The sequence below is a fragment of the Rhizobium sp. PP-CC-3G-465 genome (assembly GCF_004343445.1).
GTDB classification, from domain to species: Bacteria; Pseudomonadota; Alphaproteobacteria; order Rhizobiales; family Rhizobiaceae; genus Ferranicluibacter; species Ferranicluibacter rubi.
Genome location: NZ_SLYH01000001.1, coordinates 2,239,407 through 2,258,819, shown reverse-complemented (window position 1 = coordinate 2,258,819; position 19,413 = coordinate 2,239,407). Strand labels below are relative to the sequence as shown.

Here is a 19,413-nt window from a genome sequence, read left to right as displayed (position 1 = left end):
ACACCGCTATTTCGGGGGAGCAGATCATCTTCGTCTGAAGGATCTGCGCTTGAGGGTGCCCATGCCGTTCTTGACCAAATTTACCAGTTTGTCGCTGGCCGCCATCTGCCTGAGCACCACGTCCTGCACGGTTATGCCGAGCTCCGGACCGAGCTCCGGGCAGATTCTCCAGGAAGCCAAGGATAGCTATTCCCCCTACACGGTGATTCCGGTCACCCAGGGTATCGTCTCGCTTCTCTCCAGCAGCCTCGACACGCAGCTCGCCGAAACACTGGGCAATACGCGCAAGCGAAGCTCGTCCATCATCGGCGTCGGCGACACGGTCGTCGTCTCCATTTGGGAAGCGTCGCCTGACGGTCTCTTCTCCGGCGGTTCCGCCAAGGGCGCGACGCAGATACCGGAACAGCCGGTCTCCGAGTCCGGCACGATCTCCGTGCCCTATGCCGGCACCGTGCAGGCTGCCAACCGCACGCCGCAGCAGGTCAAGGCCGCCATCGAGAATGCGCTCGCGCGCATCGCCATCCAGCCGCAGGTTCTCGTCAGCGTCGTCAAGAACGTTTCCAACACCGTCACCGTCACCGGCGAAGTCGCCAGCAGTGGCCGCATCGCTCTTTCGCCCCGCGGCGAGAAGCTGCTCGACGTCATCGCCATGGCAGGCGGACCGCGCATCGAATCGCATCAGCTCTCCGTCCAGATCACGCGCGGCCGACGCACGGAAACCGTTCCGATGGAGCGGCTGATTTCGGACCCGAGCGAGAACATCTACGTCCAGTCGGACGACGTCATTGCGCTCATTCGCCAGCCACGAAGCTTCACCGTGTTCGGTGCCGCGACGGCCAATGCGTCCATCCAGTTCGACGAATCGCAGCTCTTCCTCAACCAGGCACTTGCCAAGGTCGGCGGCCTGAACGACGAGCGGGCCAATGCGCGCGGCGTCTTCATCTACCGCACCGAGCCGACATCGCTCGTGCAGCGCATGGTGCCGGGCAAGGTCGCATCGTCCGGTGCGACGACGAACGTCATCTACCAGATCGACCTGAAGGATCCGAACGGCTTCTTCCTCCTCAAGGGCTTCAGCCTGCGAAACCGCGACCTGATCTATATCGCCAACTCTTCGCTCGCCGAGGTGCGCAAATTCGCAACCTTGGTCAGCTCGACCGCGGCGCCCGTCGCGCAGGCCGCATCTGTCGGTAGCACGCTGAACAACTTTAAGTAGTGAAAAAGAGAAGGCATTGTTGCGCCGCAATAATGCCTTCATCTCCGGGCAAAAGCTGTCTCAGGACATGATCGCCGCGCTTTGTCGCGGTGATCTTCCGAATGGCCGTAAGTCATGGTATACATGCTGCGAAACAGGCCGAAGACCCCTTCAGGAGTGCCAATGAGCGACGCGTCCAAGACCGCGAGAGCCGACAAGCTGAAATCACGGCAGGAGGATGGCGCACTTGTTCTGAGGCTGGATGAGGTTCGACCGAACCGTCAGATGGCGGCGGTGCCGAAGCGCATGCCGGATCTGCCTGCAAAGCCGGTTCGCAAGACTACGGTTACCTATAAATCCGAAAAGATGACCGGCTTCGTCACGAAGGCCAAGAGTGGCTTTTCGGGCGCAAAGCTTGCCTTTCTTCTGGTCGTCATCATCCCCACCATTATCGGCGGTCTTTATTACGCCGCCGTCGCTTCGCCGCGTTACGTCTCGGAGTTTCGCTTTTCGGTTCGTCCGGGCGAAGGGGGCGGTGGTTCGAGCGCTGCCGAACTCGCATTGACGATGTCGAACAGCTACATCGTATCCGATTACGCCATGAGCCGCGATGCGGTGGAGTCGCTGGAAAAAGATGTCGGCTTGCGGGAAATCTACTCGCGTCCCGAGGTGGATTTTCTGTCCCGGCTCAGCTCCGATGTGTCCCTCGAAGGCTTGGTCAATTATTGGAACAAGCGGCTTTCGACCAGCTACGACCTGACCACCGGGATCAACACGATCGAAGTGGCGGCATTCTCGCCGCAGGACGCATTCCGTATCTCGACGGCGCTGAAGGACCTCTGCGAAAAGCTGGTCAACGATCTGTCCGAAAAGGCGCGCCAGAGCCAGCTCGCATTCGCCAAGGCGGAGCTCGATCGCTCCGAAGCCCGCCTGACGAACGTTCGCAGCCAGGAAACGGAACTGCGCACCGGCCAGAAGAGCATCGACGCACGCAAGGAAGCCGACGGCAAGATCCAGTTGATCACCAAGCTCCACGGTAGCCTTGCCGACCTTCAGGCGCAGTACACGGCGCTGGGAAGCTATATGGATGCCAAGTCGCCGCGTCTGACCGTGCTGAAATCCCAGATCAACGCGACGCAGCAGGAACTCGATCGTCTGCAGTCTCAGGTTCGGTCAACGGGCGATGGCGTTTCGAACAAAGCCATGCTGGCAGACGCGCAGCTGATGACGCAGTACGACAAGATCCAGAGCGATCTCGATATCGCGACCAAGCTATATACCTCGTCGCTGACAAATTACGAAAATGCGCGCATGCTCGCCAGCAACAACCAGATCTACCTGGCGACATATGTTCAGCCCGGTATTGCGCAGATCGCTGCCTATCCCAAGGTCGTTTTCGATACGTTCCTCGTCTTCTTGTCGGCAGTTGGCCTCTGGATCGTGATGACGCTCGTCTATTACAGCATCAGAGACCATGCGTAGTTTGGCGCGACCGGAGAGCTGCCAATGAGCATGGGTGTTATTCCCGTCGGGATCTCCCGGCAGCTGCGGATCGTGAGTGCACTGACGATACGTGAAGTTCGTCTGCGGAACAGCAAGCACGCCTTCGGCCAGCTCTTCGATCTGCTGGAAGCGATTGTTTTCATCGTCATCCACTGGGCGATCTTCACGTTCATGCACAGGCATCTCCTTATCGGAGACAGTCTGCTCCTGTTTATCAGCACGGGCATTCTCCCTGTTCTGTTTTTTCGCACGATTAGCATCAAGACCGCTTCAGCGCTGGAGGCTGCCAAGTCGGTCACCAGTATCCCCTATGTCGAAGCGCTGGATTATTCCCTCGCGCGCAGTTTCGTGGAGCTTCTTTCCTTCACGATGATGTTCGGACTGGGTTTCGTGATGATTTATGCCTTGGGATTATCTCGGTTCGCGATCCCCTACGATTTCACGCCTATCATCGTCTCCATTTTGATGTTAACCGTCTTTTCGTTCGGGATCGGTCTTGTTAACTCTTTCATCACGTTCCTCTTCCATCCTTGGAAGTTGTTCTGGGGCTTCTTTTCTCGCGTCCAGATTTTCTTGAGCGCTGTGTTCTTCATTCCCGAATATATGCCGCCTGAGTTGCGGAACATCGTTGCCTATAATCCGATGATGCACTTCGTTTCGCTGTTTCGCACCGGCTTCTATCCGACCTATCCGACCCATCTTCTGTCCGTGACCTATATCGGTTGCTGGACGGTGGTCTTGCTCATCGTTGGCCTGGCTTTGGAGCGGGTCCTCCGAAACCACCGCGCGGGTTACTGATCCCACTCTATCCCTCTTCAAATAGCAGCTCGCATGCCCTAACTTCGAACCTCGTTTCCCAGTGAAAGATGTTCGACATGCCAGCAACTGCGACAGACACCCAGCCAATCGACTCCAGGAAACTCGAGAAACTGGCCGAGGTGGCCGTCAAGATTGGCCTTGGTCTCGAACGAGGCCAGGATCTTGTGATCACGGCGCCCATCGCGGCTCTGCCGATGGTTCGGTTGATCACCAAGCACGCCTATCTCGCCGGTGCTGGTCTGGTCACGACGTTCTATTCCGATGAAGAGAGCACGCTGGCGCGCTACGAACATGCGCCCGACGAGAGCTTCGACCGCGCTAGCAACTGGCTCTATGAGGGCATGGCGAAGGCCTATGCCGGCAACGCGGCGCGCTTGGCGATTTCCGGCGACAATCCCATGATGCTGGCAACGCAGGACCCGTCGAAGGTCGCGCGGGCGAACAAGGCTATGTCCATCGCTTACAAGCCGGCGCTGGAGAAGATCTCGAACTTCGACATCAACTGGAACATCGTCTCCTACCCCAATCCGTCATGGGCGCGGCAGATGTTTCCGAACGATCCTGAGAACGTGGCCGTAGAGAAACTGGCCAACGCCATCTTCGCGGCATCCCGCGTCGATGTCGAGGATCCGGTCGCAGCCTGGAAGGAGCACAACGCCAACCTGCGCAAGCGCTCGACCTGGCTGAACGGCGAACGCTTTTCCGCGCTTCATTTCACCGGTCCGGGAACGGATCTGACGGTCGGCCTTGCAGACGGGCATGAGTGGCACGGCGGCGCGTCCACCGCCAAGAATGGCATCACCTGCAATCCCAACATCCCGACGGAAGAGGTCTTTACCACGCCCCATGCCTTGCGGGTCGAAGGCCATGTGTCCAGCACGAAGCCGCTGTCGCATCAGGGAACGTTGATCGATGATATCCAGGTTCGTTTCGAAGACGGGCGGATTGTCGAGGCGAAGGCGTCGAAAGGCGAATCGGTTCTCAACAAGGTTCTGGATACGGATGAAGGCGCCCGGCGCCTGGGGGAGGTTGCCCTCGTGCCGCATTCCTCGCCGATTTCGGCCAGCGGCATCCTGTTCTACAATACGCTCTTCGACGAGAACGCCTCGTGCCATATCGCGCTCGGCCAATGCTACTCGAAGTGCTTCCTCGACGGCGCGTCCCTCAGCCAGGAGCAGATCGCCGCACAAGGCGGCAATTCCAGCCTCATCCACATCGACTGGATGATCGGCTCCGACAAGGTCGATATCGACGGCGTTCGGGAAGATGGCACGGCGGTGCCCGTGATGCGCGGCGGCGAGTGGGCCTGATCGTCCTGTGACCGGCCTCAGAGTTTGTCAGGGATAAGTGAAAACCGGTTATCCCGAAAAGGCAAACGACATCAAAGAAAACGAGAATCTGTCGGGTTCAGAATGAACCTGACAGATTATAGAGCCGGTCACCTCACCTCTGATTTTCCTCAGCAGGCGAGATCCGCAACGACGGCGTCGAGGATCAGCATGCCGGAGGGGGTACAGCGCAGCCGGGAATTGCCGATCCGCTCGATGAACCCGTGCTCGATCAGGAAGCGTTCCTTTTCCGGATCGGGCGGGCGACCGGATAGCGCTTCCCAGCGCACGAGGTCGATGCCTTCCTTGAGGCGCAGGCCCATCAGCAACAATTCGTCGGACTGCTCGTCATAGCCAAGCACCTCCTGATCGATCATCCCATGACCATTGGCCTCGACGAGGTCGAGCCAGGTCTCCGGCTTGCGCTCGGTCGCCGTCGCTAGCTTCTCCCGGCCGATCGTCAGCCGGCCATGGGCGCCGGGGCCGATGCCGGCATAGTCGCCATAGCGCCAATAGGTCAGGTTATGCCGGCTCTCCGCCCCGGGCACCGCGTGGTTGGAAACCTCGTAGGCCGGCATGCCGATTGCAGCCGTGATGTCCTGCGTCGCCTCGTAGAGAAGCGCCGACTGGTCGCCATCGGGCACGACGAGCTTGCCTGCCTTGTGCAAACCGTAAAAGGGCGTGCCTTCCTCGATCGTCAACTGGTAGAGCGACAGATGATCGACGGCATAGGAGACGGCCTGTTTCAGCTCCGCTTCCCATTCCTCGACGGTCTGCTTCGGCCGCGCATAGATCAGGTCGAACGACATGCGCGGAAAGATATCCCGCGCGAGCCCGATCGCCTTCAGCGCATCCTCCACATTGTGAAGCCGCCCGAGGAACTTGAGGTCGCGATCGTTCAGCGCCTGCACGCCGAGGGACACGCGGTTGACGCCAGCAGCACGGTAACCACGAAACCGCGTCGCCTCCACGCTGGAAGGATTGGCCTCCAGCGTGATCTCGATGCCATCCGGTACATGCCAGAAGCGCGCAATGCCGTTCATGATGGCATCGACCGTCGCAGGGTCCATCAACGAAGGCGTACCGCCGCCGAGAAAGATGCTGGTCACGGTGCGCGGGCCCGACAGCCGGCGCGCTTCCTCCATCTCCTTCAGGAAGGCGGAGACATAGCGAGCCTGATCGACGCCCTGATGGCGCACATGACTGTTGAAGTCGCAATAGGGGCACTTGGCCGCGCAGAACGGCCAATGGACATAGACCCCAAAGCCGGGGTCCGTCTTGTCGCCGATGAAGGAGAAGTCAGCCATATCCGTCAGGCGCCGAGGCAGGTCTCGGCAAACACCTTGAAGGCGCGGGCGCGATGGGAAAGGGCGTTGGCATCGCCGGGCCTCCAGCCGTGCTTCTCGTCGGCACTCATTTCGCCGAAGGTGCGCTCATGGCCTTCCGGCTGGAAGACCGGATCATAGCCAAAACCTTGGCTGCCGCGCGGCGGCCACACCACGGTTCCTTCCACTTCGCCGCGAAAAAGCTCTACATGCCCATCCGGCCAGGCAAGGCAGAGCACGGAGACGAAGCGGGCGGAGCGTGTCTCCAGCGTCGTCGCGCCAGCCGCCTGCAGGGCGACTTCCACCTTGTGCATGGCCATGGCAAAGTCGCGCGTCCCGTCGGCCGTCTCGGCCCAGTTCGCGGTGTAGACGCCGGGATCGCCGTTCAGGGCGTCCACGACCAGTCCTGAATCGTCGGATAGGGCCGGCAGGCCGGAGGCCTGTGCGGAGGCGAGCGCCTTGATGGTCGCGTTCTCCTCGAACGTCGTGCCGGTCTCGTCCGGCTCGATGAAGTTGAGGTCGGCGGCGGATTTTGCGGAAAAGCCGAGCGGGCCGATCAGATCGCGGATTTCGCGGATCTTGCCGGCATTGTGGCTGGCGACGATCAGCGTCTTGTCGTCAAGCGTGCGTGTCATGGTGGGTCTCGAAGTGTGAACCGGAGGACGTCGAAACGCCGCGGAAACGTGGGTCGGTGAATATGGGTCGTCCGATCCGCATGAAAGCGAACGGTTGACGCACGGCATGGAGAAGATCGGTTCAGCCGATGGACCAGAGGCCCGGTTCGGCGCATTCCAGGCTGTTGCCGGCCGGGTCGCGAAAATAAAAGGATCGCGCGCCCGTTGGCCAGGTGATCTCACTCTCGATCATCACGCCATCCGCCGCAAGTCTCTCCCGCAGGGATGTCAGATTGTCGCGCGACACCCGGAAGCAAACATGGCCGGGGCCGGTCGTGCCGTGCACCGGGACAGGCAAAGCAGGGGCCTCCGTAGGCTTCAGAGTCTCGGTCGGGTTGAAGATCAGGAGAACGCCCTGTCCGCAGCGAAAGAACAGGTGGCGGCCATCGACGCGGGCGATGCGCTCCAGTCCGAGCACCTCGCCATAAAAGCGGTCGGCCGCATCCAGATCCGATGCGTAGAGCGCCGTTTCCAGAATACCTTCGAGAACCTGAGTCCTATCCGCCACCGCTTGGCCTCCGTTCTTAAGCGATCGTCTGCTTCTGCAGGGCGACCAGTTCGGAGATGCCGTTCTTCGCCAGACCCATCAGGCTTGCGAATTCCGCTTCGGAGAAAGGCTTGCCTTCGGCCGTGCCCTGAATTTCGACGATGCCGCCGGAGCCGGTCATGACGAAGTTCGCATCCGTCTCGGCGGCGCTATCTTCCAGATAATCGAGATCGATCACGGCCTGATCGGCGAAGATGCCGCAGGAAATCGCCGCGACGTGATCCTTCAGCACACGCTCGACCTTCGTCATGTTGCGTGCTTCCATCCACTTCAGGCAGTCGTGCAGCGCGATCCATGCGCCGGTGATGGACGCCGTGCGGGTGCCGCCATCGGCCTGGATCACGTCGCAATCGAGCGAGATCTGGCGTTCGCCGAGCGCCTGCAGGTCGACGACCGAGCGGAGCGAGCGGCCGATGAGGCGCTGGATTTCCTGCGTGCGGCCGCTCTGCTTGCCGGTTGCGGCTTCGCGCTTCATGCGGTCGCCGGTCGCGCGCGGCAGCATGCCGTATTCCGCGGTTACCCAGCCCTTGCCGCTGTTGCGCAGCCATGGCGGCGTCTTTTCTTCAAGGCTCGCCGTGCACAGCACATGCGTATCGCCAAACTTGACCAGGCACGAGCCTTCGGCATGCTTGGAGACGTTGCGCTCGAAGGTGACCTTGCGCATCTGATCTGTTTTTCTGCCGGACGGCCGCATCGTGGACTCCTAGGTCTTAAGGTTGCGTGCCTTCTAGCCTATGTTGTCGCGCAAAGGAAATACGAGGAGCGAAATACCGCCGTCAAAGACGCGCGACAGCGCCTGAATGCCAATTTTCCCTTTGTCGATCCGACGGCCTCTCACTATATTTCGGTTATGGTACAAAAGGAACGATCCGCCGACACGGCGGCGCTGACATCGGCAATGCGCGACAGGCTCTCGGCCCTCGACGAGCGCTCCGGCGAGGTCTTCCGCCGCATCGTTGAAAGCTATCTGGACAGCGGTGAGCCGCTGGGCTCCCGCAGCCTGTCGCGGCTTCTCCCGATGTCGCTTTCGCCGGCCTCGGTGCGCAATGTCATGAGCGATCTTGAGGAGCTGGGCCTCATCTACTCGCCGCATGTCAGCGCGGGGCGTCTGCCGACGCAGATCGGGCTGCGCTTCTTTGTGGACGCCTTCATGCAGGTCGGCAATCTCTCGGCAGAAGACCGCGCCTCGATCGACCGCCAGGTACGCCGGAGCGACCGGGACCAGCCGGTGGAGCAATTGTTCAACGTGGCAAGCCAGGTCCTGTCCGGCATGTCGCGCGGTGCCGGCCTCGTCATCACGGCGAAGAACGATCCTGTGCTCAAGCATGTCGAATTCATGCGTCTTGCCCCCACCAAGGCCTTGGCGGTGCTGGTCGGCGAGCACGATCAGGTGGAAAACCGCATCATCGAGCTGCCCGCCGGCGTCACGAGCTCGCAGCTGACGGAAGCGGCGAATTTCCTGAATGCGCATCTGGCCGGCCAAACGCTTGCCGAGGTGCGGGGACAGTTGCAAAAGGTCAAGGAGACGGTCCGCACCGAACTCGACGTCCTGTCGCAGGATCTGGTCGAGCGTGGCCTTGCCAGCTGGTCCGGCGGCGATGCCGACGACAAGAGCCCGACCCAGCTGATCGTGCGCGGCCGTGCCAATCTTCTCGAAGGTCTTGCCGGCGCAGAGGATATCGATCGGCTGCGCATGCTGTTCGATGACCTTGAGAAGAAGGACAGTATGATCGAGCTTCTCAGTCTTGCGGAGACCGGGCCGGGCGTGCGGATTTTCATCGGATCGGAGAACAAGCTGTTCTCGCTGTCCGGCTCGTCGCTCATCGTCGCGCCCTATAAGGATGGTGACGATCGGATCATCGGCGCGGTCGGCGTCATCGGCCCGACGCGGCTGAATTACGCGCGGATCGTGCCGATGGTGGACTATACGGCACAGCTCATGTCGCGCCTTTCACGATAGCCGACCCCGACGATGCCCGGGGCGGCGGGCGATCGGGCGCAACGACCCTTGATTTTTGGCGCCCGAACCTCGATATCGGCATCAAATTCCCGAAACGATCCTGAATGCGGAGACGTCATGACCGACGAAACAAACAAACACGGTGCCGAAGCCAGCAAGCCGGCGGAAGACATCGTCACGCCGGCCGAGGCAGATGTGCACGACATGTTTGAAGACGCCGATGAGGCGGCTCAGGCCGAAGCCGAAGAGCTGGAGGCCGCGCGCGCCGAAGCGGCCGATTTCCGTGATCGCTATATGCGGCTGGCCGCCGACATGGACAATCTGCGCCGTCGCACCGAGCGCGAAGTCAAGGATGCCAAGTCCTACTCCGTGGCAGGCTTTGCTCGCGACATGCTGGCCGTGTCCGACAATCTCCGTCGTGCGCTGGATGCCATTCCGGCCGACGTGCGGGCCGGTGCCGATGCGGGCCTCAGCACCCTGATCGAAGGTGTCGAGCTGACCGAGCGGTCCATGCTGTCGACACTTGAGCGCCACGGCGTTCGCAAGCTTGAACCGGAAGGCCAGAAGTTCGACCCGAACTTCCATCAGGCCATGTTCGAAATCCCGAACCCGGACGTGCCCCACAACACGGTCGTTCAGGTCGTCCAAGCCGGCTTTACGATCGGCGAGCGCGTCCTGCGTCCCGCCATGGTCGGCGTCGCCAAGGGCGGTCCGAAGGTCGTCATTGCCGAAGGCGAAGCCTCGGCCAACTGACAATCGACGGAGGCCGGGGAGGGCGAGCGACCTCTCCGGCTTCCAGTCTTGCCCGCGCTATCGAGATAGCGCTCCGTTGCCGCTGTTTGGTCTATCCGAACAGCTGCCGCAGATGGTCGTTCAGAAACACGCCGCCGGGATCGAGTTTCTCCCGCAAGGCGCGGAAGTCTCCTGCACGGGGATAGAGCGCCGTTAAGTCGTCACCCGTCAGAAAATGCAGCTTTCCCCAGTGCGGCCGAGAGCCGAACTGCCGCAGGATCGAATCGACATCCGACAGATACGCCCAGTAGTCCGTGCCCGGCTCGCCGGAGACGGAGAGGGTGATCGAATCCTGTTCGAAGAACGGGCTGATCCAGCCGGGGTCACCGGCCGTGAAGCGGTATTCGATCGGATAGATGCAGGTCGGGTGCTTGGTGAGCATCAGCTCGCGCACCGCCCGGCAGGCGTCTTTGCCATGCCGCACCGGCACGGCATATTCCAGCTCGTGAAAGTTCGGCACATATTCGATCGGATAGATTTCCGAGGAATAGGCGATCTTCTCGAACCCCCGCTCCATCGGTTCGGCGTCCGTGATGTCGATGACCTTCATCTCGCAGACGTCGGAGAGGCTCTGCGTGGTCGAGACCGAGGCGGTGTCCGGCAGGCAGTAGCAGTGCCGGCTTTCGGGCACAGGGCACCAGAAGAAACCGAAATGCCGGTGTTGCGCGGCCAGTTCGTCATGGCTCTCCATGCATTCGTCGAAACTGCAGCGCCAGAGCTTTTCGTGCAGGCGGTAGCTGTCCATCGCCTGCAAGGTGATCTCCGAGATCACGCCCAGCATGCCGATGGAAACGCGCGCGGCGTTCAGCAGATCCGGATTGCTTTCGTCCGCAATCAGAATGCTGCCATCCGGCTGGACGATCCGCATGCCGACGATCTGCGAGGCCATGTTGCCGAGCGCAGCACCCGTGCCATGCGTGCCGGTCGTCAGGGCGCCGGCCAACGCCTGGCTGTCGATGTCGCCCTGGTTGATCAGCGAGAGGCCGTTATCCTTCAGCACCTTGCCGAGCGCATTGATGGTGGTCCCTGCCGAAACGGAAACCCGTTTGCGCGCCCGGTCGATGCCGGTCACGCCCTGCATGCCCGAGAGCGTCAGGTGCAGGCCGCTGGTCAGCGCCACGGGCGTGAAGGAGTGACCGGAGCCGGCACAACGGACGGCCATCCCCTCGGCCGCTGCCGCCCGCACCATCTCCGACAGTTCCGCCTCGCTTCCGGGCGCACCGCGGGCCCGCACGATGCAGGCTTGGTTTCCGACCCAGTTGCGCCAGAGGCCACCGGCCTGCCGTGAAATCGTCGTGTCCATGACGGGTCCTCTCAGACGGCGGTAAAGCCATTGTCGACGAACAAGTGGGTGCCATTGATGAAGCTCGCCTCATCGCTCGCGAGAAACAGGGCGGCACGCGCCACCTCGATCGGCTCGCAGAGGCGCCCTTGCTGTGCGGCGATGGCCGAATCCGAAACGTCGATGCCGTATTTGGCAAGGCCCACCAGTTCGCGCTTGCCATGGTCGGTGGCGATGAAGCCCGGGCAGACGGCGTTGGAGCGGATATTGCGGTCGCGGAACTCCACCGCGATGGCGCGGGCGAACATATGGCAGGCGCCCTTCGTCGTGTCGTAGAGCACCTCCATCGGCGTCGCGGCCACGGCCGAAATCGAGGAGGTTGAAACGATACTGCCGCCGCCGGCCGCGATCATGCCCGGCAGCACGGCCTTGGTCATCAGGAACATGGAGCGGACGTTGACGGCCATCAGCCGGTCCCACTCGTCCTCTTCCGTTTCGAGAAACGGCCCGACGGCCAGAATACCGGCATGATTGAAGAGGACGGTAATGCCCCCGAAGGCGGCGTCCACGGCTTTGACGGCTGCGGTCACGTCGCGGGAGACGGAGACATCGGCCGGGGCGAAGATCGCTTCGCCACCGGCGGCACGAATGCCCGCGGCAACCTCTTCACCGCGGCTCGACGGCAGATCGACGATGCCGACCTTCGCGCCCTCCCGAGCAAAAAGCTCCGATGCCGCAAGGCCGCAGCCGCCGGCACCGCCGCTGATCAGGGCAATCTTGCCCGCCAATCGTCCCGAACCCGTTCCCGTCATGCGCTCTCGTCCCTCGTTTTGTCGAAGGGGAGTATTCACCCGGAGCCGGGCGCTGTCGATATCAACGTGCAGGATTGACGGAAAAGATCCGCTCAAACCGAGTTGAAATCAGGCCGCGTTGGAGGTCTGGTCGTCGCTGAGGAAGGTGTAGATGGCTGAGGCGGACTCGGTGCCGCGCAGGCGGGCGACCATGTCGGGGTCGCGTAGCACGCGGGCAATGCGCGACAGCGCCTTCAGATGGTCGGCACCGGCACCTTCCGGGGCGAGCAGCAGGAAGACGAGATCGACCGGCTGGTCGTCCAGCGCTTCGAAGTCCACCGGCGTTTCCAGTCGCGCGAAAATGCCGACTATGGCGGTGACGCCGGGCAGCTTGCCGTGCGGAATGGCGATACCGTTGCCGACGCCCGTCGAGCCCAGCCGCTCGCGCTGCAGAATGACGTCGAAGATCTCGCGCTCGGGCAGGCCGGTCAGCTTGGAAGCCTTGATGGCCAGTTCCTGAAGCAGTTGCTTCTTGGACTGGACCCGAAGGGTCGGAAATATCGCATCTTGCTGCAGCAGACCTGCCAATGCCATTTTGTCTTACCTTGTTGACAGGGTCGCGTCGGGCGGCACGACGTGCCGGCCCTGCGGCCCATTTCCCTCGATGCTCGACAGGCCTCATCCCCGTGCCTGCCATTCACCGTCGATCAACGAGGCGGCCGCTCCTCGCGCGCCGCCTCGCTTGTCTTGACCGTCTGCCTCGGGACGAAGCGTCCCGGGCAGGTTCGGTCTCTGTTTCATGCGCCATCCGGTCGCTCTATAGAGGCGATCCCGAAGCGGCGCTCCGTCCTTATGCGTCAGCTCTTCATGCTGGCGGCGTCGATCCAGCCGATATTCCCGTCCGTCCGGCGATAGACGATGTTGAGTTCGTCATTGCCGGGATTGCGGAACATCAGCACCGGATTGTCCGTCATGTCGAGCGCCATGACGGCATTCGCCACCGACATGGTCCGGATTTGCTTGGAGCTTTCCGCAACGATCGTCGGTGCGTAATCCTCCGGCAGTTCGTCCTCTTCGTCCGGCACCGAGTCCATCACGGTGTAAGCGACTTCGAGGCCGGCATGACCACTGCCGTTGTGGTGATCCTTCAGCCTGCGCTTGTACCGCCGAATGCGCTTTGAGATCCGTTCCGATGCTGCGTCGAATGCGGCCTGCGGCTCCGAAGCCTCGCCGTTTGCATGCAACGTAGCGCCCGTGTCGAGATGGATCATGCAGTCCGCGCTGAAACGCGGTCCCGACTTCACCACCGTGACCTGGCTCGAATACCCTCCGTCGAAATACTTGGTGACCGCCTGAGTGATCTGGTCCTCGATTCGAAGACGAAAGCTCTCGCCGATTTCCATATGTTTACCGGATACACGCACATTCATGGAGTTTCCTCTCTTTCATGATTTGCGTGTCCAGTTTATTCCAAGCGCCTTCTACCTCCAAGCCTTTCACGCAGCCGTTTTCACTTTGCACGTGATCGGCGATGTCAGGGGAGGAAAAAAAGGAGCCCATCGTTGATGACTGTCGGCGCGCCCTATAAGCGGGCTGCCGTCAAATGTCAATGAAAGCTTAACATCCATTGCGCGTTGTCGGTGCTGCAGTGCACCCGGCCGGTCTCGTCGGTTAGGCGGAAGCCTTTGCCATGGCGCGTTTTTCGCGCCGGCGCTGCACGGATGATGGTATATTCATCGCTTCACGATATTTTGCGACCGTCCGGCGGGCGAGATCGACGCCGCCCTTCTTCAGGATCTCCACGATGTCGTCGTCCGACAGCACGGCCTCCGGGCTTTCGAGCACGATCATGTTGCGGATGCGGTGGCGAACCGATTCCGCCGAATGCCCGTCTCCGCCCTCTGCCGAGCCGATCGAGACGGTGAAAAAATATTTCAGCTCGAACAGGCCGCGCGGCGTCAGCATGTACTTGTTGGACGTCACGCGGCTGACGGTCGACTCGTGCATCTTGATCGCATCGGCGATGGTCTTGAGGTTGAGCGGCCGCAGGTGATCGACGCCGTTGACGAGAAACGCGTCCTGCTGACGCACGATCTCGGTCGCCACCTTCATGATGGTCTTGGCGCGCTGGTCGAGGCTGCGGGTCAGCCAGTTGGCGGTCTGCAGGCACTCCGACAGGAAGGCGTGGTCGCCGCTGTTCTTCGGCGCATGCCGCGAAACCGTCGTGTAGTAGACTTGGTTGACGAGCACGCGTGGCAGCGTCTCCGGATTGAGCTCTACGGCCCAGGTGCCGTCGGGTGCGGCACGCACGACGATATCCGGCACGATCGCCTCGCAGGGCGTCAACTCGAAGCTCGTGCCCGGCTTCGGGTCGAGCTTGCGGATCTCGCCGAGCATATCGATCAGGTCTTCTTCATCGACGCTGCAGAGTTTCTTCAACGTCGCGAAATCCCGCCGCGCGAGCAGTTCCAGATTGCCGATCAGGGCCGACATCGCCGGGTCCAGCCGGTTCTTCTGGCGCAGCTGGATCGCGAGACATTCGCTGAGGCTTCGGGCGAAAACGCCGGGCGGATCGAAGCGTTGCAGGGTGGCAAGCACCGCCTCGACATCCCGCACCGTGCAGCCGAGCTGGTCGGCCGTTTCCGTCGTGTCGGCGTGCAGATAGCCCGCATCATCGAGCTGGTCGATCAGCGCCTGGGCGATCAGCCGGTCGCGGTTGCCGTGAATGCTGAGGATCAGCTGCTCGTTCAGGACGTCGCGCAAGGTCAGCCGGTTGGCGACGAAATCTTCGAGATCATAGCCCTCGCTGGTCTCCCCGTCGCCCCCGCCGGACATGGATTTCCACTGGCTGAGCAGTTCCGGCGCATCGGCGCGCTGGGGGGAGGTGTCGTCCGGGAAGACGTTCTCGAAATTGGCGTCCAGCGTCTCGCTCATGCGCAGGGAATCGTCGCGCGTCGTGCCGTCATAGACGTCGGTCAGGCCGGAAAAATCCTCGCCATCGCGGCTTTCGGACGGCATGTCCTCGCGGGTGCTTTCGCCCGGCTGGTCGGCTTCGGAGACGAATTCGAGGAGGGGGTTCTTCTCGACCTCCTGCTCGATGAACTGCGTCAGCTCGAAATGCGTCATCTGCAACAGCTGGATCGACTGCATCAGCTGCGGCGTCATAGCCAGGGTCTGGGACTGGCGCAGATACAGGCTGGCCGAAAGTGCCATGAACGCAAAACTCCCCTACCGCAGACATCTCAAGACCGGAAACGGCATCGCGACCACTGCATCAGCGCAAAGCTGCGGAGCCATCTCGGTGTCGTGAAGGACGCCGCGCAAAGTTCCGGATATCCGGAACACTGCTCGCTCTGACGCGAAATCTCAGCCCGCTTTGTCAACTGGCCCGAAAATTGCTTATTATGGAGGTTTGGTCAAGCGGCTGTCGTAAATTTGATAAGGTTGCCGCTGGGGAAAGCATGATGCCGGATGAAACGGCAGATGAGAGAGGCAGCATGATCCACCATGCTCCAAGACCTTCGATTCCGCTTACAAACCGTTAAGGATGTCAGGGCATCGCCAAGGGATGGAAACGCATCTTTCCGGTGGCGCCGCCCCCGCGTCATCGATGGTCGAACGTCGCGCAATCCCCCGGCGACGTCAAGGGGAGAGATGCGCCGCGCGTCTGGCCGGCGCATGATACATGCCCGGCCTTCGCGGCGCTCCCGGTCCTACAGGCAGAAATGTTCTACAAGCTGAAATTATCGCCGAGATAGAGCCGGCGCACGTCCGGATTGTTGACGATGTCGTTGGCGCGCCCGTGGGTCAGCACCTCGCCCGCGTGGATGATGTAGGCACGGTCGATGAGGCCCAGCGTCTCGCGGACATTGTGGTCCGTGATGAGCACGCCGATGCCGCGCGAGGTGAGATGGCGCACCAGCGCTTGAATGTCCGCGACCGAAATGGGATCGACGCCCGCAAAGGGCTCGTCGAGCAGCATAAAGGTCGGGTCGGTCGCCAGCGCGCGTGCGATTTCCAGCCGACGCCGTTCGCCGCCCGACAGCGAGATCGCCGCAGCCTTGCGCAGATGCGTGATGTTGAATTCGTCGAGCAACGCATTCAGCTTGGCGTCCTGCGTCGCGCGCTTGGGCTCGTGCAGCTCCAGCACGGCACGAATGTTGTCCTCGACCGAAAGCCCGCGGAAAATCGAGGCTTCCTGCGGCAGGTAACCGACGCCGAGCCGCGCCCGTCGATACATCGGCATGGACGTGACGTCGTTGCCGTTGATCTCGATGGAGCCCTCGTCGACGGGGACGAGGCCGGTGATCATGTAGAAGCAGGTCGTCTTGCCGGCGCCGTTCGGCCCCAGCAGGCCGACGGCTTCGCCACGTCGCACGACGAGGGAAACGCCGTTCACCACCCTGCGGTCGCGATAGCTCTTGGTCAGGCCACGCGCGATCAGCGTGCCGTCGTAGCGTGCCTTATCCTCGGGCGACCGGTCATCGAAGACGGCGGTGCCGGGATCCTTGGCATGGGAGGTGTCGGCCGGCTCGGCGCCGCGCTTGCGCTTGAAGGAAATGTTCACGATCTGGGGCTGCGTCAGTTGGTCTTCTGGGATTTCGGATCGAGCTGGATCTGGACGCGGCCGCCACAGGAGTCCAGCTGTGCCTCTCCGGTTTCCATCTGCACATTGAGCTGGCAGCCGCTGAAGACGTTCTTGCCTTCCGAGAGCACGACCTGCTTGCCCTTCAGCACCAGCGTCTGCGCCGCCATGTTGAACTGGCCGCTATCGGCCGTCGCCTGCTGCGTGCCGGATTGCAGGAAGACCTTATTGTCGACCTCGATCCGGTCGATCTCGGCATTGCCGCCCGAAATCGAGCCGCCGCCGGACTTGTAGTAGACGACCATGCTGCCCGCCTGCAGCGTCGTCGCGCCCTGCACGACCTTGACGTTGCCGGTGAAGATCGCCTTGCTCTCGGGATCCTTGATCTCCAGCTTGTCGCTCTCGATCTGGATCGGCTGGTCGTTGGACAGCTTCATGCCGTTCATCCGGCTTTTCTGCTGGGCAGACGCCGGGGCGATGGTCAGGCAGAGACAGGCCAGCGAAGATGCGAGGATGCCCGCGAGAGAAAGGCTGCGGCGGGGGAAGGAGGCATGGAGGGTCGACATGGATGGCACCGGGTCCTAATTTGCGTTCTTGCGAATGGTGCTCGGCTCGACGACGACCTTCACCATGCCTTCAAAGGAAATAACCCGCCCTTTATCCGTCATTCTCATCTCTTGCGCAACAATCGACCCACCGGACATCCGGATGGCGATCGGCTTCTTGCTCTGCATCTCGCCCGCATTGATATCCAGATAGGCGGACTGGAAATCGGCGATGACGCCATTGTTCATGGAGATGGTAAAGGGCGCGTTCATATCGAGCGTATTGCCGCCGCGGTCGTAAAGCCCGCTCGTTGCATCCACGGTCGCGATCGTCTTGTCGTTGACCGGCATTTCCGCGTGGATCTTCTCGAGCGTGATGAGATCCGGATTGGCGATGTCCTGCAGCGCCCGCTCGGCCTTCATCGAATAGCTGATATCCTGCTTGTTGCGCCCGGAAATTGCGGGATTCTGCATGACGATCTTGCCGTTCTCGATCGTCGCGTTCTCGATATGCAGTTCCTCCGGCAACATGGTGCGCACGATGGAGACGGCAGCGAAGATCACGGCGATGACGACGGCAACGATCGGCAGGACGATCTTCAGCCGCTTGACCCGGCGCGAATGCCGCGCCGCCCGTTCATAGGCGTCGTTGACCGTCGGCCCCGTATGCGGCAGGGCGCCGGGAAAATGCACATCGTTCGCCATGAGCGGTTCCGTAAATCCAGGGGCGATGACGAAGTCGAGGTCCGTGCTGCGTCAGCCGATGGTGTCAAGAATGCGGAATATGGAGATTTTTATGTCGCCATACAATGGAGGCTTGAAATTCTTTGTCGCTACACCGGGCAAGCGTCAATCGATCTTATCTGAAACATCATCACCGGCTCTCGATGGCGATGGAATTTTTACGCGCGCGCCGATACCTGTCCACGCGTTTATGCAGTAGGAGTCATCGTCGAAACAGACGGTGCCGGCTTGTCCTGCCGTGCGCTGAACAGGGAAATATGGAATGGATCCTCTCGCATTCGTCGATCGGCGGCAGCTTCGTCGCAAGCTTGGCTTCTGGCGCCTCGTGGCGATCGGCCTCATCGTGCTCGTCGCCATCGGCGCCTATGCCGCCATCGCGCAGTCGCGCTCCGGCGTACTCGGTGCAAGCCAGGTCGCGCGTGTCACCATCTCTGGCGTCATTCTCGATGATCGCGAGCTGATCGAACGGCTCGACCGCATTGCCAAGGCCGATCAGGTCAAGGGCCTGATCGTCAGCATCAATTCGCCCGGCGGCTCCACCTTCGGCGGCGAGACGCTCTACGATGCGATCCGCAAGGTTGCGGAGAAGAAGCCGGTCGTGTCCGACGTCCGCACGCTGGCCGCGTCCGCTGGCTACATGGTGGCGCTGGCTGGCGACCGGATCATCGCCGGCGACACCTCCATCACCGGCTCCATCGGCGTCCTCTTCCAGTATCCGCAGGTCAAGACGCTGCTCGACAAGCTCGGCGTGTCGCTTGAGGAGATCAAGTCGGCCCCGCTGAAGGCCGAGCCGTCGCCGTTCCATCCGCCGAGCGATGCAGCAAAGGCCGTCATCCAGTCGATGATCGACGACAGCTATGCCTGGTTCGTCGATCTCGTGGCCGAACGCCGGGAGATCCCGCGCGAGGAAGCGCTTCGCCTCGGCGATGGCCGCATTTTCACGGGGCGGCAGGCGATCGGCCTGAACCTTATCGACGAACTTGGCGGCGAGCGTGAGATCCGGGACTATTTGAAGAGCCGGGACGTGGCCGACACCCTGCCGATCGTCGATTGGGAAAAGCCGCAGACCACGTTGCCCTTCGGGCTGGGCTCGCTGGCCGCAATCTTCGCCAAATCGTTGGGATTTGACGGTTTTCCGTTTTCGGGAAATCCGTCGCAGGACAAGTTGTTTCTTGACGGTCTCGTTTCCGTTTGGCAGGTTGGCCGCGATTGAGAGACGCCGGGCGCGGGGCAACCCGCCCTGAGGCGTGTCCGTTTCGCGAATGGATCTCGATCGTTGCCCGCGGATGACGGGCGTATCGCGAAGAACGTCGTCAAAGGGGG

At 61.6% G+C, this 19,413-nt stretch carries 19 protein-coding genes; 7 read left to right on the top strand and 12 right to left on the bottom strand.

The window, feature by feature from the left end:
• Positions 1 to 61 precede the first annotated feature (61 nt).
• From C8J33_RS10675 to C8J33_RS10660, 4 genes are all read left to right on the top strand, one after another.
• Entirely contained in the window at positions 62 to 1,216 is a 1,155-nt protein-coding gene (locus tag C8J33_RS10675) for a polysaccharide biosynthesis/export family protein (RefSeq protein WP_110800292.1), read from the top strand.
• Positions 1,217 to 1,378: 162 nt separating this feature from the next.
• On the top strand, positions 1,379 to 2,677 hold the full coding sequence (locus C8J33_RS10670; RefSeq protein ID WP_132664117.1) for a hypothetical protein: 1,299 nt from the start codon (positions 1,379 to 1,381) through the stop codon (positions 2,675 to 2,677).
• A gap of 24 nt (positions 2,678 to 2,701) precedes the next feature.
• A complete protein-coding gene (locus C8J33_RS10665; RefSeq protein WP_245507103.1) occupies positions 2,702 to 3,496 on the top strand; it encodes an ABC transporter permease in 795 nt (264 codons plus the stop codon).
• A gap of 77 nt (positions 3,497 to 3,573) precedes the next feature.
• Entirely contained in the window at positions 3,574 to 4,827 is a 1,254-nt protein-coding gene (locus tag C8J33_RS10660; protein ID WP_132664115.1) for an aminopeptidase, read from the top strand.
• A 149-nt stretch (positions 4,828 to 4,976) separates the two neighbouring features.
• Here C8J33_RS10660 and hemW read toward each other — a convergent pair whose 3' ends face one another.
• The 4 genes from hemW to rph form a co-directional block, all read right to left on the bottom strand.
• Positions 4,977 to 6,152, bottom strand: a complete 1,176-nt coding sequence (gene hemW, locus C8J33_RS10655) for a radical SAM family heme chaperone HemW (RefSeq protein WP_110800290.1) — start codon at positions 6,150 to 6,152, stop codon at positions 4,977 to 4,979.
• 5 nt (positions 6,153 to 6,157) lie between these two features.
• Positions 6,158 to 6,805 (bottom strand): RdgB/HAM1 family non-canonical purine NTP pyrophosphatase, encoded by a 648-nt coding sequence (rdgB, locus tag C8J33_RS10650; RefSeq protein WP_132664113.1) that lies wholly within the window; start codon positions 6,803 to 6,805, stop codon positions 6,158 to 6,160.
• 121 nt (positions 6,806 to 6,926) lie between these two features.
• Entirely contained in the window at positions 6,927 to 7,352 is a 426-nt protein-coding gene (locus C8J33_RS10645; RefSeq protein ID WP_132445917.1) for a VOC family protein, read from the bottom strand.
• A 16-nt stretch (positions 7,353 to 7,368) separates the two neighbouring features.
• Complete coding sequence (gene rph / locus C8J33_RS10640; protein WP_110727299.1) at positions 7,369 to 8,085, bottom strand: ribonuclease PH; 717 nt, start codon at positions 8,083 to 8,085, stop codon at positions 7,369 to 7,371.
• Positions 8,086 to 8,289: 204 nt separating this feature from the next.
• On the opposite strand from rph, the gene hrcA reads away from it, so the two are divergent.
• On the top strand, positions 8,290 to 9,351 hold the full coding sequence (gene hrcA, locus C8J33_RS10635) for a heat-inducible transcriptional repressor HrcA (protein WP_110727298.1): 1,062 nt from the start codon (positions 8,290 to 8,292) through the stop codon (positions 9,349 to 9,351).
• A 117-nt stretch (positions 9,352 to 9,468) separates the two neighbouring features.
• Positions 9,469 to 10,104, top strand: a complete 636-nt coding sequence (grpE, locus tag C8J33_RS10630) for a nucleotide exchange factor GrpE (protein ID WP_132664111.1) — start codon at positions 9,469 to 9,471, stop codon at positions 10,102 to 10,104.
• A gap of 91 nt (positions 10,105 to 10,195) precedes the next feature.
• On the opposite strand, the gene C8J33_RS10625 is transcribed toward grpE, so the two are convergent.
• From C8J33_RS10625 to lptC, 8 genes are all read right to left on the bottom strand, one after another.
• Positions 10,196 to 11,446 carry a D-arabinono-1,4-lactone oxidase gene (locus C8J33_RS10625; protein ID WP_132664109.1) on the bottom strand — a complete coding sequence of 417 codons (1,251 nt, stop codon included), beginning with the start codon at positions 11,444 to 11,446 and terminating at the stop codon, positions 10,196 to 10,198.
• 11 nt (positions 11,447 to 11,457) lie between these two features.
• Positions 11,458 to 12,237: an SDR family NAD(P)-dependent oxidoreductase gene (locus C8J33_RS10620; protein WP_132664107.1), complete on the bottom strand. Its 780-nt coding sequence runs from the start codon at positions 12,235 to 12,237 to the stop codon at positions 11,458 to 11,460.
• Positions 12,238 to 12,345: 108 nt separating this feature from the next.
• Entirely contained in the window at positions 12,346 to 12,810 is a 465-nt protein-coding gene (gene ptsN / locus C8J33_RS10615) for a PTS IIA-like nitrogen regulatory protein PtsN (protein ID WP_062595280.1), read from the bottom strand.
• Positions 12,811 to 13,073: 263 nt separating this feature from the next.
• Entirely contained in the window at positions 13,074 to 13,646 is a 573-nt protein-coding gene (hpf, locus tag C8J33_RS10610) for a ribosome hibernation-promoting factor, HPF/YfiA family (protein WP_110800285.1), read from the bottom strand.
• A gap of 241 nt (positions 13,647 to 13,887) precedes the next feature.
• Positions 13,888 to 15,429 (bottom strand): RNA polymerase factor sigma-54, encoded by a 1,542-nt coding sequence (gene rpoN, locus C8J33_RS10605; protein WP_132664105.1) that lies wholly within the window; start codon positions 15,427 to 15,429, stop codon positions 13,888 to 13,890.
• A gap of 517 nt (positions 15,430 to 15,946) precedes the next feature.
• Complete coding sequence (lptB, locus tag C8J33_RS10600; protein ID WP_422037881.1) at positions 15,947 to 16,783, bottom strand: LPS export ABC transporter ATP-binding protein; 837 nt, start codon at positions 16,781 to 16,783, stop codon at positions 15,947 to 15,949.
• Positions 16,784 to 16,797: 14 nt separating this feature from the next.
• Complete coding sequence (locus C8J33_RS10595) at positions 16,798 to 17,367, bottom strand: LptA/OstA family protein (protein WP_110800283.1); 570 nt, start codon at positions 17,365 to 17,367, stop codon at positions 16,798 to 16,800.
• 15 nt (positions 17,368 to 17,382) lie between these two features.
• The gene (gene lptC, locus C8J33_RS10590; RefSeq protein ID WP_110800282.1) at positions 17,383 to 18,051 is read right to left on the bottom strand and encodes an LPS export ABC transporter periplasmic protein LptC; all 669 of its coding nucleotides are present in this window, start codon (positions 18,049 to 18,051) and stop codon (positions 17,383 to 17,385) included.
• 301 nt (positions 18,052 to 18,352) lie between these two features.
• Between lptC and sppA the strand changes: the two genes are divergently transcribed.
• Entirely contained in the window at positions 18,353 to 19,303 is a 951-nt protein-coding gene (gene sppA, locus C8J33_RS10585; RefSeq protein ID WP_132664103.1) for a signal peptide peptidase SppA, read from the top strand.
• The last annotated feature ends 110 nt before the right edge of the window (positions 19,304 to 19,413 follow it).